We start from the raw sequence: 15,832 nt of genomic DNA, 5'->3' as shown, positions 1-15,832 counted from the left end.
ATGAAGAGATTATTATATACATAAGATAATAATTAGATAAATTTATTGGGGGCATAATAATGAATTTTAAAATATTAACTAATAAAAACTTTTCTTTATTGATGTTTGGAAAAATAACATCTTTAATAGGAAGTTCTATGCAAAGTTTTGCATTATCTTTATTTGTACTTGCAACAACGGGATCGGCAGCAAAGTTTGCTAGTATATTAGCAATAGCAATGATTCCACAATTGATATTGGGACCATTTGCAGGAGTTTTTGTAGATTGGTTTTATAGAAAAAAGATACTTATTATTTTAGATATAGTAAGTGGAGTAGTAGTATCAATATTTGCAACTATATATTTTATAAGTGGTAAAATGCCTATAGGATATATTTATATTTTAGTAATAATACTATCTTTAGTTTCAACATTGTTTCAACCTGCACTTCAAACTGTGATTCCTAGTATTATGAAGAAAGAAGATTTAGTTGAAGCTAATTCAATTAATTCTCTTATTATGGCTATTGGGAATCTTTTAGCACCAGCTATAGCTGGTATTTTATATGGAAGCTTTGGATTAGAATTTATTTTTGTTTTAAATGCAATTACATTTTTTATATCTGCATTTTCAGAGTATTTTTTAGTGATACCAAGAAATGACGATAAAAAGAAAGAGTTAAATTTAGAAGTATTTTGGAAGGATTTTTCTGAAGGAATAAAATTTTCTTTAGGAAATAAAAAAATAAATTCTATTGTAACTTTAGCTATGATATTAAATTTTGGATTAGGATCACTTACCATAGGTGCCACATTTATATGTAAGAAAATATTGATGGTTTCAGATTTTCAATATGGATTAACTGATTCTGTAATGGTTGCGGCAATGATGGTAGCTAGTGTTATTAGCGGTTATTTAGGAAAAAAATATTCTGTTGGGAAAAATCTTTATAGTAGTCTTTTACTTACAGGAGTGATATCAGCTTGTATAGGTATAGTAACATTTAAACCCTTATTAGAAGTATTTAATAGTAGTCTTGGACCATATTTAATTTTATTAGTATTTGCAGCAGTAATAGGGTTGTTTATAGGAATTGCCAATATATTTGTAGGAATTTATTTTCAAACAGTTGTACCTTTAGAATATATGGGAAGGGTTGGTACTGTACAAGGTACTATATCTATGGCAGCTATACCTTTAAGTAATATGATATTTGGGATTTTATTTGATAAAATTGATCCAACTATTATATTTTTATTATCGGGAGTAATAGTAATAATTCCAGTGTTATTATATAAGAAGGTTCTTTTATCAGTAGATATTGAGAGAAAAGATGAAGAAATAGCTTTAAATAATTAAATTTATTGATAAAGGGTAATGCATAAAATTTATGTATTACCTTTTGTTATTATATATAGATTTTATGGAGAAAATTATAATATATTAAATACACTAATAGTTTTAATTTCTATATTTATACTATAGTTTACATATAAGAAAATCTAAATTCTAAGTTTGATTTAACTTAGATTAACAAAATTTAAAAATTGAATATTATTTATGATATAATGGGTAATTGAACAAAGGAAATTTAGTGAGGTGACAAGTTTGGCTAAAGTTATAGTTGTTGGGGGAGGACCTGCTGGAATTATGGCAGCTCTTAGTGCAGCAAAAAATAATGAAGTTACATTAATAGAAAGAAATAAAGAAATTGGAATGAAGCTAAGACTTACTGGTGGTGGTCGTTGTAATATAACTAATAATAGGGATATTGAAGAATTTTTTGATAAGATAGTAAATAATAAGAAATTCTTATATAGTGCTTTATATACATTTTCAAATTATTCACTTTTAGAATACTTTAGTAATAATGGGCTTGAATATAAAGTTGAGCTTGATGAGAAAGTATATACAAAAAGTGATAAAGCTGATGAAGTTATAGAGCTTTTAAGAAGCGATTTAGAAAAGAATAAAGTTAAAGTTAGATATAATACATTAATAAATGACTTAATAGTAGAAGAGGGAGTTATTAAAGGTGTTATAACTTCTTATGGTGAAAAAATATTAAGTGATAAGGTTATAATAACTACAGGAGGAAAAAGTTTTCCACACACAGGTTCAGATGGAGCTATGTATGAAGTGTTAGAAAAGCATGGGCATACAATAACACCAATTCATGCAGCATTAATACCTCTTGTTATAAAAGAAGAGTTTGTGAAAAAATTACAAGGTGTTGCAATGAAAGATGTTGTAGTTTCAGCTAAAGTGAAAAAGAAAAAGGTTGAAAAGTTTGGTGATATGTTATTTACCCACTTTGGAATATCCGGACCAGCAGTTTTAAAGATATCTTCATATTTAAGTAAGGCTTTAGGAGAGGGAGAGGTAGAAGTAAACTTAGACTTTTTAAAAGATAAAACCAAAGAGGAATTATCACAATTAATAAGAAGTAATCCAAATAAAACAGTGCTTAATAATTTAAAGGGAATTCTTCCACAAAACTTCTTAAAGGTAGTATTTGAAGTTATAGATTTAAGTGAAGTTAAGGCTAGTGATTTAAGAAAGGAAGATGAGAATAAAATCATAGAGTATATTAAAGAAATGAAGCTTACAGCAAGAGAAACTTTAACTATTAAAGCAGCACAAGTTACTTCAGGAGGAGTTAAAGTAAAGGAAATTAATGCTTCAACAATGGAATCTAAGATAATTAACAATCTTTATTTTGCAGGAGAAGTTATAGATATTGATGCTGAAACAGGTGGTTATAATTTACAAATGGCCTTTTCAACTGGATATTTAGCAGGATCAGATTTTTAATAAATTGCGAACTACAGTGAGAACGAAAAATGTAATATTACTTAATGAAGGTTATATCATTAATTTTCGGCATCTAAGCTTTAGTTCGCAGTTTATTTTAATAGTGAGCTACTTTTTCTATAAAATACTTCAAAAATGAAGTATCATTAGTAAGTTCAGGATGAAATGATGTTGCGAGCATATTATCTTGTCTTACTGAAACTATATTATTATCTACAATTGCAATAATAGATACATTAGGATTAATAGCAGTTATATAAGTAGCCCTTATAAATACTAGCTCTATGGGATATTTACTAATTTCTTTAATTATAGTATTGGTAGTAAAACTATCTAATTGAGTGCCATAAGCATTTCTTTTAACTGTAATGTCAATAACATGTAAGTATGAAGTTTCCTCATTTTCTATATTCTTTGAAAGTAAAATCATACTAGCACATGTTCCCCATACAGGTAATCCATTTTGAATCATTTCTTGTAGTGGGTTTAAAAGTTTACCTACAGTGGTACTTTCACCACCAGGAATTATTAATGTATCTATATTTTTAAGGGTTTCTAAGCTTTTAACTCCTATAGCTTCATGACCTAATGATAAAATAGCATTAACATGTTCTATTACACCTCCTTGAAGTGATAACACACCGATTTTCATTTTACCATCCTCTTTCTTCGTATCTAGAAGTAATTTCACTGCAGTTAATTCCACTTATTGCAGCACCTAAATCCTCAGATATTTCAGCTAACTTAATAGAATTATTGTAATAAGTTGTAGCTAAAACAATTGCTCTAGCTCTTTTTTCAGGGTTGCTAGATTAAATATTCCAGAACCAACAAAGACTACATCACAGCCTAATTGCATCATTAATGCAGCATCAGCAGGGGTTAATACTTCACTTTCATCAATATAATCTATACCTAAAGTTTCTAAAATTTGAGCCTCAACAAAATGTCCTATTCTTACTTTTGCCATAATGGGTATAGAAACTGTAGCCTGAATTTCCTTAATAATTTTAGGGTCAGACACTCTAGCAACGCCACCTTCTTTTCTTATATCAGCAGGAACTCGTTCAAGTGCCATTACAGCACAGGCTCCGGCTTTTTCAGCATCTGGGGTTGTAACATCCATTATAACTCCACCTTTTAACATTTGAGCTAAGTTTTTATTTAATTCTAATCTACTCATTATATTACCTCCATAAAATTACATAAAATAAAAAATATAGGTGTAATGATAGCTATATTTATTTATAACAACAAATGTATGCATATATTTGTTGATGCTAGATATTGTAAAAAAACAGCTATATTAAGGAGATATTTTAAATATAAAAACGTAAATTTTTATTATTTACTTCAATATATGAATCAAATAGATACATTTTGATATTGTATCAAATAGAAATTTTAAGAGTATTATAATATTAAGTAATTTTTTACGGAGAAAATTATGGATCAAGATGGATTTAATGGATTTGATGATTTTATAAGAAGTTTTAATGAGTATATAAGTTCTTTTAATCATAAAAAAGATAATGAAAGTAATGAAAGTAATGAAGAGTGTGAAGAGTGTGAATTTGGTAGTTCAAATGCAAATGCTACTAAAGCGCAAAGAGAGGCATGTAGTGATGTGCCAGGAGGATTTCAAGACTTTAATCCACAAATACTTAATTTAATAACAGTATTATTTGGTAATATTGCAGCTCAAAAGATGCCATTTAATGTACAAAATGCTTTAGGAAATTGGCTTCAATTATTTGGACAAGTAATAATAACATTTAATGCTCAACAACAATATTATCAAGGAGGACCAGGAAGAATATATAATCCTATTTATAGGAATGCAGCTAATCCTTTTTGTTCAAGTGCAAGTGATGAAAGTCAAGTTAATGTAGCATCTAATAAAAAGAAAAAATCTACTAGTAGCAATTCATCAAAGGAATCAGAATCAAATAATGAGATACGTGAATTAAAACAATCTATAGAATTATTAAATAAGCAAATTGAACAGTTGCAAAAGCAAATTGATGATTTAAAAGAAAAATAAAATGTAAAGGAATAATAAGTATCCTTTACATTTTTTTATTTTAAATTAGTCTAATAGAATAGTTAAGTATTTATAAGGAAAAAGTAATAAAGAATATTTTATTGTATTTAATAAAGGGGGTGACAAAATGCTTAATTATATTATTAGAAAATATAATATTAATGTGACATCTATGATTAGAAATGGAACAGTTGCAATAATTACTATGAGTGGTGTTGCAATTTTATTTGGGATGAAAAATATAATGATAGCCTTTCCAATAGCTTTAACTTCCACTGTAATAGGAAGGCAAAATTTTTATGTTAAGCCAATTAATAGAGTTATAAGAATATTATTATTAGATTTATTAATAGTTTCAATTGCTTTTTTATCATCTTTAAATATATGGACAGGAGTTATAATCGATTTTTTTGCAATATTTTTACTTATATATATTGTAACATCACCATATGATGCAACTTTATATAAGCCATTTATAATGCTTTATGTTTTTACACAGTATTCAAGTATTTCTATTTATGAACTACCTAATAGATTATTAGCTGTAGTTTTTGGTGCATTAGTTATTATAGCAGGAACATATATAAAGAGAAGCAGTGGAAAAGAAATAATGGGAAATAGCGTTAAGGCGGCTTTTTTAAATATAGAAAATCAAATTCAAAATATTATAGAAAATAAATTTGATGATAAGTTAACGGAAAATTGTTCTAAAATAATGATGGATTTGGTATATAAAGTATATATAACACGTTATAAAAGATATCTAACAACTAACTTAGGAACAATACAGTTTAAATTATATTTAAATATAGAGTATTTAAATATATATCTAAAAAGAGTATATGAACATTATAATAAAAGTAATATATCTAAAGAAGAGATGTTAGATTTTTTATCATTAGTTGAGTTAATAATAAAATATTCTAAAAAAGCTTGTAAATTAGATGATGTTATCTATAAAAATAAATTTATAAATGAAAAGTACAAGAAAGGTTCTATTATATTTAATGAAGTATTGCTTATAGTAACATCAATAATAGATCAAATTAAAGAATCAGAAGAATTAAGTGATAAAGAAGCAAATATGATTTATAAGGAATGGGAAAGAAGTTATTTAGATAAGCCACAGATAGTTTTTAAGGAATATTTTGTGCCATCATCAATAAGATTTAAATTTGCAATGAGAATGTCAATAACATTAACATTTTCTATATTTATAGCAGAATTATTTGGATTTTATAAAGTTATATGGGCTATTATAACTATAATGTCAATTATGCAGCCATATTATGAGGATACAATTGTAAAAAGTAGAGAAAGATTAAAAGGAAATGTCATAGCAATTTTATTTACAGGTATAATGATACATATATTTAATACTGAATGGGTAACTATTTTGATATTATTTATATCATTATATTTGCTTTATGGATTTAAAGAATATTATAAAATTTCATTGTTTGCAGCTATGGCTTCAATTAGTATATCTTCCTTGTCAGTAAGTTTAAATAAATTATTAATATATAGAATTTTTTACGTAATAATAGGTGTAATAATTGTTCTAATAGCCAATAGATTTATTTTTCCGTATAAACTAAAAGATGGAATAATACAGTTGATAAGGAAAATATTAAGATATGATCAATATTTAGTTGATGTTAGTAGAGATTATTTGAATAAAAGTAAAGAGGATAATTATATAAGAGATTTAATAATACATACAACACTTTTAACTCAAAAATTATACCTTAGAAATTTACAATATGGTGATGATGAAATAAGTAGTTTTATTGATAAAAATAATGAATTTGTAGTTAGAATTGGATATAAGGTTTTAATGGTTTATAAGAAAAGGTATAATGAGAACATATTTAAGTATATAAGTGAATTATATAGTGAATTTAATAATAACATAAAGGGATTAATAAAAAAGGTATAGATTAGAAATAGGGGGAACTAATCTATACCTTTTGTGAAGGGAATGATATTAAACTAATTACAACACAGCTTGGTTGGTAGTGTTGTACTTTATGAATATAAGTATAGTTAATTAATATGTCAATTTTATGTCAGCTATATGAAAATAATGTGAGAATAAAATAACATAATTTTAAAAATGTTATTTTATTTTTTATGTATAACTTATATATGTTAAAGAGTATAATAATATAAAGAAATATTTAGTAATTAAGAAGTGATATAAATGAAGACTACTTTAATAAAAAAGGCTAGGATTAGAGTAATTATAGTTATCTTTGTAATGATTTGTAGTATTATAAGCTTTTTAAAAATAAAAAATGATAGTAAAAGATGGGTAGATGCAGATGTTACTGTTAAATTACCTTTTGAAATAGATATTTTAAGTACTGGAAAATCAGACTTTATTTTAATAGAAGTAGAAGGAAAGTTTATTATTATAGATTGTGGATTTTATGAAAATAGCACAAAAATAAAAGAATTTTTAAATTATAAAGATGTTGAAGAGATAGAATATTTAATATTAAGTCATAATGATAAAGATCATATTGGAGGAGCACCTATTATTTTAGATAACTTTAAGATAAATAATTTAGTTCAGGCTGATTATGAAAAAAGTACTGTTCAATATAAAAATTATATTGAGGCAGTTGAAAGAAATAGATTAGATCCAATATTATTACACAGTAATATAATAACTAATATAAATGGAGCTAAAATAACAATATATCCAGCAATTAAAGATAGTTATGATAAATCAAATGACTATTGTATTATTGTTGGGGTTGATTATGGAAAATATAGATTTTTATTTGCTGGCGATGCTGAAGATGAGAGAATGAAAGAGTTTATAGAACAGGATACTGGAAATTATACTTTTTTGAAAATGGCTCATCATGGAATATATAATGATGAGGTAGGAAATTTTTTAGAGTCAGTTTCTCCAAGTTATGCAGTAATTACATGTTCATATTTTATGTATCCAGATAGAAAGCTTATCTCTTTATTAAATGATCAAAAAATAAAAACATTTTATACAAGTAGCGGAGATATAAGTATTAAGAGTAATGGAGAAAATATATATTTTATTCAAAAATAGTTTAGGATTTTTATGAAAGTTGAAGATATTTATAAAGAGTATTAGCAACTTTCATTTTTTTATATTTTAAAATTATTAGGAAGTGTTGACATAATATTTAATATATATTATATTAATAAAGCAAGTTGTAAAAATATTATTTAAATAATAAATTTATTAAGGCCCCTTGGTCAAGCGGTCAAGACACCACCCTTTCACGGTGGTAACAGGGGTTCGATTCCCCTAGGGGTCACCATTACATTTGGAAGCATAGCTCAGCTGGGAGAGCATCTGCCTTACAAGCAGAGGGTCACAGGTTCGAACCCTGTTGTTTCCACCAAAAGACGAGTATTTATACTCGTCTTTTTCTATATATAAAATAAAATTATTAGAAATGTTTTGATTGATTTTTAATTAAATTTAAAATTTTGAAAGTTTCTAAATATAAAATAATACAAAAAGAGTCAATGTAGAGTTAAAATGAAATAAATTTTTAAAGAAAAATTAAAATAATAAAAATAAAAATTAAATAATGAAAATTGAGTACTATTTTAATTAAAACAATAAATAAAAAAATAAAAAAGGTAGTAATTAGCATAAGTGAATTGTTGTATTTTGAAGAAATAACACGAATAAATTAATTTGACGATGAAAAAAAAGGTAAATATAATAAGAACATAAAAAAGGACTAAATAAATTATTAATAGACAAGTTTTAAATTAATATAAATATATTTTAAAAACATTTTTATTTTAAGAGAAAATAGAACAGTAACTGGTAATGGTTGTTCTTTAAAGTATATTAGCATTGAAATAATAAAGAAAGTGTAGAGGGCTAATTATGAAGTTTAAAAGTATATGGAGTTTTTTATGTTTATTGTTCTTTGCAATATTAGCGATAGCTTTAATTGGTAACATATCTAGTAAATTTGATAGTGTTTATAATTTAATAAAGTTTAAAAGTTATGTAATTGTATCTAATAGCATGCAACCAACGATAGATCCAGGTGATGTTATTTTTATAAAAAAAAGTAATGTTAATAATTTAGAGGTTGGAGATATAGTAACTTTTCAAAAGGATGGATTTGTAGCTACACATCGAATTACTGAAATTAACAATGATAAGTTAATCACTCAAGGAGATAATAATAACTTAAAGGAAGAGTCTTTAAATAAATCAAATATTATTGGTCAATATATGTTTAGAGTACCTAAGATTGGATATTTTTATTACTTCGTAGGATCACCAATTGGAATTATATTATTATCTACGATTATTGCAATTCTTATAATTTATGAATTTTGTTTTGCAGATAATAAAAATAATGTTGGAAAGAAATGGTATAAAAAAGCTATTTAGATTTAATTTATATTTTAGAATAATAAAACAATAATATATATAAGCTGTACAATTATGTACAGCTTTTTGTGATATGTTACAAAAAAATATTTGTGAAAAGTAACAAAAAAACTTAAAAAGAAAAAATTGTAATTTATTACAAAAAATAATTATATTCTTGTAAAGAAAAATTAAGTGAGCTATATTTAAAATATGTAGCTAATAGATAGTTATGTATTAAAAAAATAGGGGGGAGAAGATTGAAGTCAAAAAAATTTAATCGAATAGTAGTTGGAGCATTAGTTTCTACTATTATGGCAAGTAGTTGTCTAACAGGCGCTACAATGAGGACTAGTAGTTTTAATACCACTTACATAAATCGTTTCCAAGAAATTGGAAACGTTTTGAAGGTGGATATGGATGAGAATGGTCAAGTAACATATTCTACAACAAGCAGTACAGAAAAAAGTTCAACTACTCAAGAGGAAAGAAAGTTTTCATGGGACAATGCTACAGTTTATTTTGTTCTAACAGATCGTTTTCAAAATGGTGATACAAGTAATGACCATTCATATGGAAGAGGATTAGATCAAAATGGAAATGAGCAAGCTGGATATGATAATAATCCAGGGGCATTTCATGGAGGGGATTTAAAAGGGTTAACACAAAAATTAGATGAAGGATATTTTACTGATTTAGGTGTTAATGCAATATGGTTAACAGCTCCATATGAACAAATCCATGGTTATACTTCAGGAAATGCAGCAGGCGGAAATGGAGAGAACAATGGAGAAGGTTTTCCATACTATTCTTATCATGGATATTGGGCTTTAGATTATACTAATATCGATGAAAATATGGGAAATGAACAAGATTTTAAGAACTTTGTTGATACAGCTCACTCACAAGGAATTAGAGTTGTTATGGATATAGTTTTAAATCATGTTGGTTACACAACTATGAAGGATGCTGATGAGTTTAATTTCGGTGGAATGATTAATGGTTGGGAAGATTATTATTATGGAGATTTAAAAGACTTAAGTGGTGGAACAGTAGAGTCACAAACTTGGTATGATAAAGAAGATCCAACATGGGCAACTAATTGGTGGGGATCAGATTTTGTAAGAGTTTCAGCAGGATATGCAGGATATCCAAAGGTTAATGAAGGTGCTGGATATCAAGATTCGCTTTGTGGATTACCTGATATAAAAACTGAAAGTACACAAGAGGTTGGATTACCACCAATTTTAGAAACTAAGTGGAAAAGAGAAGGTAGATATGAGCAAGAAATGAAAGAATTAGATGAATTCTTTGCTAATAGAAATTTACCTAGAACTCCAAGAAATTACGTAATAAAATGGTTAACAGATTATATTAGAGATTTTGGTATCGATGGATTTAGATGTGATACAGCAAATCAGGTAGATATGGAATCTTGGGCAGCTCTAAACGAAGAAGCAGACATAGCATTCGAAGAATACAAATCAAAAAATCCAGATAAAGTATTAGACCAAGATACAGACTTCTGGACAACAGCAGAATCCTGGGGACATGGAGTTGGAAAATCAGCATTCTTTACATCAGGAGGATTCAGTTCTATTATAAATTTCACATTTAAGGGAGCATCAGTTTCAAATTTAAAATCAAAATACAATGAATTATCAAAAGTAAATAAAGATGATGATTTCAATGTTTTAAGTTATATTTCATCACATGATGATTCTCTATATAACAGAGATAACTTAATAGAAGGAGGAACATCCTTATTATTAGCACCAGGAGCAGTACAAATTTTCTATGGTGATGAAACAGCAAGACCAGCAGGGTGGACAGATTTCTTTACAAAAGGAGAATATAAAGATCAAATGTTCCGTACATCTATGAACTGGAGTGATTTAACAAGTTCAAATAGTCAGGCTTCAAAAACATTATCTCATTGGCAAAAGCTTGGACAATTCAGAAATAATCACTTAGCAGTAGGAGCTGGTGAAAACATAGATATTTCAAATTCTCCATATACATTTGGTAGAGTTTATAACAAAGATGGACATAGTGATAGAGTAGTTTGTGTTGTTGGAGCATCTGGTACAGTAGATGTAGATGTTTCAAAAATATTTAGTAATGGAAGTAAAGTAAAAGATGCTTATACAGGAGCTATAACTACAGTTAAAAATGGTAAGGCAACATTTACTGCAGATACAAATGGGGTAATCTTAATAGAAAAAGGTGATAAGTCACCAGATGTTAGTATTAGTGAACAATCAAAGAAATATTATACAGATACTTTAGATTTAAAGCTTTATGTAAGCAATTCAGAAGTAGGAAGATATAGTATTGATGGAGTAGAACAAGGAACTTATACTAACGGTCAAGTAATTACTATTGGTGAAAATGTAGATTTTGATGAATCAACTGTGGTAACGGTTTCTGCGCAAAATTTAGATGGAGCATCGGAGGCAACTTATACTTATACTAAAGTTGATCCTAGTAAGATAAAGATTAAAGTGAATTATGATAATACAAATAATTGGGCAAATCCATATGCATATATATACAGAGAAGTTGATGGTGTAACAGATGAAGTAGCACCATGGCCAGGAGTGAAATTAGAAAAGGATAGTGAAGGATGGTATAGCTATACTAAGCCTCTTTGGGAAGAAGCAAAAGTAATATTTAGTAATGCTGGTGGAAGTCAAAATCCAGGACAAGGGCAATCTGGATTCGATGTTACAGATGAAATGTGGTATTACCAAGGTAAATGGTATAGTCAAAATCCAACAGGTCCAACTATAAGCAGTATTACTACTGATAAAAAGTCACCACAATTTGTAAATGAAAGTATTAAAGTTTCAGCAGAAGCAAATGGTACAGGAAATCTTAAATACAAGTTTGAAATTGAAAAAGATAACGTTGCCAATGTAATAAGTGATTTTTCTAATAATAGTAGTATTACTTGGAATCCAACGGAAATAGGAATTTACACAATAAAAGTTACTGTTAAAGATTATAATGAAAAAACAAGTGAAAAGACAATTAAATTTGAAATTGAAAAAGGAAAGCTTGTTATTAATGATATTACTACAAATAAAGAAAGTGTAAAGGTTGGAGATACAGTTGAAATAAGTGCTAAAGCTACAGGAGTAGGAAATCTTCAATATAAAGTTTCAACTCATGAAATAAAAGATGGATGGAAGAACTTAACATCAAAATATTCTTCTGAAAATACAGTAAAATGGACACCAGATAAAGCTGGAAGCTATAACATTTGGGTTGATGTTAAAGATGAAGATGGAAATAAAGAGTCAAAATATATAACAATAAAAGTTACCAATTAGCTTAAGTAGGAGGTAAACATGAAATCTATTTATAAAAGATATTCAGCAATAGCAGTTGCTACAGTTATTGGAGCCAGTGCAATTAGTGGACCAATTACTACTTTTGCACAAGAAAATAAAACTTTAAATGAATTTATAACAAGGTTAAATTTAAGAAATATTAGTGAGGAAAAGTACTCAACAAATGCTACAGGAGTAGGACAATATAAAACAATTAATAGTTTTAGTGATTGGACTGAAGAAATGATAATTGCTCAGGGAGTAGCAAATGATGATCCACGTATATTTAGAGGATCTCATGAAGGACCTGTATATGACACATATGCATTATATGGGGCATGGGATAATGATAATTTATATTTAATGTGGCAATTTGTAAATGTTACAGATGTTGTAGATCCGGCACAAAACTATCCAATTAGTGACAATGGAAAACCGTACAATGGAGATATACCACAAATATTAGCATTTAGTATAGATCCAAATAAAAGTGGTGATGGATCTATAAAGAAAACTGACCCTAAAACTGGAGTAGTAAGCTATGATGATAACGTTTGGGGAGTTAGAGTCAATTATGAAACAAATGTAGATACATTAATGTATTTTTCAAGTAAACCGGGGGTAGGGCAGCCATCTATATTTAAAGTGGATGATGATTCTTATTTTAGTTATGATACTGCTGTTGGATTTAAGGATGCCAGAGTATCCTTTAAATATCAAGATGGATTTTTAGGAAATACAATGACGGGAATTAAGGATAATGGATGGGCAGGATATAAACCAGAAGATTTATATAGTAACTCATCTAACTGGGTTAATATGTTAAATGAAGGTCATGATACAAAACAAGATACAATGTACTCTATGACAATTCCATTAGAATCATTAGGTATTGATAGAAATTATATTGAGAATAATGGTATAGGAGTTATGCATATATCAACATTTGGACAATCAGGTATAGGATCTTTACCACATGATAAATCAATGTTAGATGTTGCAACAGAAGAGTATGGACCTGATTCATCAACTTCTGCGGAAAAGGAAGATTATGATGTTATTACTACATCATTAGCTCGTATAGGTAAAAAAGAGATTATTGAAAATCAGAAACTAGAGATAAAAAGTATAAAAACTGATAAAGAAATTGGGAATGTTGGAACTGAAGTTAAGATAACTGCAGATACTACTGGAGGAAAAGATATTATATATTCATTCTCTATTCATGAAATAAAGGATGGATGGAAAAACATAAGTGATTTTTCAGCCAGTGATACAACAACATGGATACCAACTAAAAAAGGAAAATATAAAATATGGGTTGATGTTAAAGACTCTTCTAATAATAAAACATCAAAATATATAGACTATACAGTAAATTAATTTACTATAGAAAGATAATGTGGAGGGAAAATAATGAGAAATAAAAATAAGATTACTAGCTTTTTAATTGCATTAGTATTTGCTTTAAGCTTAGTGTTTAATAATATTACTGGATTAATAACAGTTAACGCAACTTCACTTACAAAAGCGGCAGTTAATACAATTGATGACGGTTCAATTTTACATGCTTGGAACTGGTCATTTGATACAATAAAATCAAAGTTGCCTGAAATAAAGGAGGCTGGGTATACAGCAGTTCAAACATCTCCGATTCAAGGAAATAAAGAAGATTTAATGGCAAATTCAAAATGGTGGATATTATATCAACCAACTAATTTTAAAATTGGTAATGCTCAATTAGGAAATAGAGAGCAATTTAAGAGCATGTGTGAAGAAGCAGATAAGTATGGTATTGATATAATAGTTGATGTTGTTGCAAATCATACTGGTAATAGAGGTGGAGGAAATGACTCTTATTATCCAGCTACTAATGTTGATTCTACTATAAAGGATGATGAAAGCCTTTGGCATGAACATAAAGGAGTTAGTGATTGGAATAATAGATGGCAAGTAACTCACTTAGGAATAGGTCTTCCAGATTTAAATACTTCAAGCTGGAAATTACAAGATATGGTTATAAACTTCTTAAATGATGCAATTGCTTGTGGGGCAGATGGATTTAGATTTGATGCAGCCAAGCATATTGAATTACCTGATGATGATGGTGGAAGTGATTTCTGGACAAGAGTTTTAGGATCATTAAATAACAAGGAAAACTTATTTATATATGGAGAAGTATTACAAGGTGGTGCAGATAGAATTAACGCATACCATAATTATATGAAAACTACATGTGACTGGTATGGTGGCTCTGTAAGAAGTGCAGTAGGCTATAATAGCACTGCTAATGCAAATAATGCTAAAAGTTATACTGTAAGTGGAGCAGCATCTAATTTAGTAACATGGGTAGAATCACATGATACTTATGCAAATGATCATAAGGAAACAGTTGCTTTAACTAATGAGCAAATTAAATTAGGATGGGCTATAATTGCAGGTCGTGCAGATTCAACTCCATTATTCTTTAATAGAACATCAGGTGGATATTTAGCTGGTAACATGGGTGCAGCTGGAGATGATATGTGGAAAGATCCTATAGTGGTTGCTGCTAATAACTTTAGAAATGCAATGGCTGGAGAGGGTGAATATATCAGAACTCAAGGTAATGATTTATTTATTACTGAAAGAGGACAAAGTGGTGTAATGATAGTAAATGTTTCAGGTTCAACTAGCGTTAACTGTGAAACTAAGTTGCCAAATGGTGAATATACAGATTCAGTAAGTGGAAATAAATTTGTAGTTTCAAATGGTAAGTTAACTGGTAATATTGGAAGTCGTACAATAGCAACAATTTATGCTGGGCCAGTAATAAAGACTCCTGAAGTTAGCAGTTCTGTAGAATCAGCAACTAAGTTTAAAAATTCATTAAATGTAACATTAAGTGCAATAAATACTAAAAGCTCAACTTACTCTGTAAATGGAGGAAATGCAGTAATTTATACTAATGGTGAAACTATAACATTAGGTGCAGATGCAGAAGTAGGTGATATAATTACTTTAGCTTTAACTGGAACAGGTGAAGATAGAACAACTGTTTCTAAAGAATATAAATATGAAAAGGTTGATATAATTGAAAATGCAACTGCAAAGATTAAATTACCAAGTGGTTGGTCAAGTGCAAATATTTATGTATATGATGAAAGTGTAACTCCAACAAAGGAAATAGCAAAATGGCCAGGAGTGACAATGACTAATGAAGGTAATGGGGTGTATAGTTATACATTACCAGAAGGATGGGGAGATAAAACACAAGTAATATTTA

10 protein-coding genes, 2 tRNA genes and 1 pseudogene are annotated in these 15,832 nt (G+C 28.0%); 11 read left to right on the top strand and 2 right to left on the bottom strand.

From position 1 onward, the window contains the following. Positions 1–59: 59 nt before the first annotated feature. On the top strand, positions 60–1,340 hold the full coding sequence (locus I4V51_RS05000; RefSeq protein ID WP_195987208.1) for an MFS transporter: 1,281 nt from the start codon (positions 60–62) through the stop codon (positions 1,338–1,340). Between the two features lie 249 nt (positions 1,341–1,589). Next, the gene (locus I4V51_RS04995; RefSeq protein WP_195987207.1) at positions 1,590–2,795 is read left to right on the top strand and encodes an NAD(P)/FAD-dependent oxidoreductase; all 1,206 of its coding nucleotides are present in this window, start codon (positions 1,590–1,592) and stop codon (positions 2,793–2,795) included. Between the two features lie 97 nt (positions 2,796–2,892). Here I4V51_RS04995 and pdxT read toward each other — a convergent pair whose 3' ends face one another. After that, on the bottom strand, positions 2,893–3,447 hold the full coding sequence (gene pdxT / locus I4V51_RS04990) for a pyridoxal 5'-phosphate synthase glutaminase subunit PdxT (RefSeq protein WP_195987206.1): 555 nt from the start codon (positions 3,445–3,447) through the stop codon (positions 2,893–2,895). Between the two features lies 1 nt (position 3,448). Then, a pseudogene (locus I4V51_RS04985) lies at positions 3,449–3,978 on the bottom strand (hypothetical protein). Between the two features lie 264 nt (positions 3,979–4,242). On the opposite strand from I4V51_RS04985, the gene I4V51_RS04980 reads away from it, so the two are divergent. The 9 genes from I4V51_RS04980 to I4V51_RS04940 form a co-directional block, all read left to right on the top strand. After that, positions 4,243–4,839 (top strand): hypothetical protein, encoded by a 597-nt coding sequence (locus I4V51_RS04980; protein ID WP_195987205.1) that lies wholly within the window; start codon positions 4,243–4,245, stop codon positions 4,837–4,839. Between the two features lie 127 nt (positions 4,840–4,966). Next, positions 4,967–6,778: an FUSC family protein gene (locus I4V51_RS04975; RefSeq protein WP_195987204.1), complete on the top strand. Its 1,812-nt coding sequence runs from the start codon at positions 4,967–4,969 to the stop codon at positions 6,776–6,778. Between the two features lie 264 nt (positions 6,779–7,042). Continuing rightward, on the top strand, positions 7,043–7,915 hold the full coding sequence (locus I4V51_RS04970; RefSeq protein WP_243281394.1) for an MBL fold metallo-hydrolase: 873 nt from the start codon (positions 7,043–7,045) through the stop codon (positions 7,913–7,915). A 160-nt stretch (positions 7,916–8,075) separates the two neighbouring features. Next, positions 8,076–8,150, top strand: a tRNA-Glu gene (locus tag I4V51_RS04965). 8 nt (positions 8,151–8,158) lie between these two features. Then, positions 8,159–8,234 (top strand) — tRNA-Val (locus I4V51_RS04960). Positions 8,235–8,734: 500 nt separating this feature from the next. Next, positions 8,735–9,253 carry a signal peptidase I gene (locus I4V51_RS04955; protein WP_195987203.1) on the top strand — a complete coding sequence of 173 codons (519 nt, stop codon included), beginning with the start codon at positions 8,735–8,737 and terminating at the stop codon, positions 9,251–9,253. A gap of 239 nt (positions 9,254–9,492) precedes the next feature. Further along, entirely contained in the window at positions 9,493–12,567 is a 3,075-nt protein-coding gene (locus I4V51_RS04950) for an alpha-amylase family glycosyl hydrolase (protein ID WP_195987202.1), read from the top strand. Between the two features lie 18 nt (positions 12,568–12,585). After that, complete coding sequence (locus I4V51_RS04945) at positions 12,586–13,950, top strand: hypothetical protein (protein WP_195987201.1); 1,365 nt, start codon at positions 12,586–12,588, stop codon at positions 13,948–13,950. A 33-nt stretch (positions 13,951–13,983) separates the two neighbouring features. Further along, positions 13,984–15,832, top strand: a 1,849-nt coding sequence (locus I4V51_RS04940) for an alpha-amylase family glycosyl hydrolase (protein ID WP_195987200.1), incomplete at its 3' end; no start/stop codon positions are given.

This window comes from Clostridium sp. D53t1_180928_C8, from assembly GCF_015667795.1.
Lineage (GTDB): Bacteria > Bacillota > Clostridia > Clostridiales > Clostridiaceae > Clostridium.
This window is presented reverse-complemented; position numbering and strand designations above follow the sequence as displayed.

Bases quoted from the DNA above. Each gene is read 5' to 3' on its own strand.
- I4V51_RS04945 (WP_195987201.1), top strand. From the start codon at position 12,586: ATGAAATCTATTTATAAAAGATATTCAGCAATAGCAGTTGCTACAGTT.
- I4V51_RS05000 (WP_195987208.1), top strand. From the start codon at position 60: ATGAATTTTAAAATATTAACTAATAAAAACTTTTCTTTATTGATGTTT.
- pdxT (WP_195987206.1), bottom strand. From the start codon at position 3,447: ATGAAAATCGGTGTGTTATCACTTCAAGGAGGTGTAATAGAACATGTT.
- I4V51_RS04980 (WP_195987205.1), top strand. From the start codon at position 4,243: ATGGATCAAGATGGATTTAATGGATTTGATGATTTTATAAGAAGTTTT.
- I4V51_RS04975 (WP_195987204.1), top strand. From the start codon at position 4,967: ATGCTTAATTATATTATTAGAAAATATAATATTAATGTGACATCTATG.
- I4V51_RS04970 (WP_243281394.1), top strand. From the start codon at position 7,043: ATGAAGACTACTTTAATAAAAAAGGCTAGGATTAGAGTAATTATAGTT.
- I4V51_RS04955 (WP_195987203.1), top strand. From the start codon at position 8,735: ATGAAGTTTAAAAGTATATGGAGTTTTTTATGTTTATTGTTCTTTGCA.